This window comes from Vibrio sp. 10N.261.55.A10, assembly GCF_041470825.1.
GTDB classification, from domain to species: domain Bacteria; phylum Pseudomonadota; class Gammaproteobacteria; order Enterobacterales; family Vibrionaceae; genus Vibrio; species Vibrio crassostreae_C.
The window spans coordinates 1-379 of the sequence record NZ_JBFRNC010000124.1 but is presented as its reverse complement, the minus strand read 5'-3'; the positions used below and the strand labels follow the sequence as shown (position 1 = coordinate 379).

Annotated in this window: 3 tRNA genes; all 3 read left to right on the top strand. The window is 48.5% G+C overall.

From position 1 onward, the window contains the following. Positions 1–9: 9 nt before the first annotated feature. The 3 genes from AB4274_RS22010 to AB4274_RS22000 all read left to right on the top strand — a co-directional run bounded on the left by AB4274_RS22010 (position 10) and on the right by AB4274_RS22000 (position 271). Positions 10–85, top strand: a tRNA-Glu gene (locus tag AB4274_RS22010). Positions 86–87: 2 nt separating this feature from the next. Further along, positions 88–163: transfer RNA gene (locus tag AB4274_RS22005), tRNA-Lys, on the top strand. Between the two features lie 32 nt (positions 164–195). Further along, positions 196–271: transfer RNA gene (locus AB4274_RS22000), tRNA-Val, on the top strand. Positions 272–379 lie beyond the last annotated feature (108 nt).

Below are 379 nucleotides of genomic sequence, written 5' to 3'. Positions count from 1 at the left end.
AATTGCAGTGTCCCGTTCGTCTAGAGGCCTAGGACACCGCCCTTTCACGGCGGTAACAGGGGTTCGACTCCCCTACGGGATACCATTGGGTCGTTAGCTCAGTTGGTAGAGCAGTTGACTTTTAATCAATTGGTCGCAGGTTCGAATCCTGCACGACCCACCATTCTTTCTCCACGAAGGAATTAAAACTATCGTGGGCGATTAGCTCAGTTGGGAGAGCACCTGCCTTACAAGCAGGGGGTCACTGGTTCGAGCCCGGTATCGCCCACCATTCTCTAAATATTCTTGGAAGTTAAATCTCCAAACCACTTCTTATGTCGCTGGTTGGATTTTTCGACTGTGAGAGTCTTTAGAAAATGAACTTCACAAGAAGTCTCAT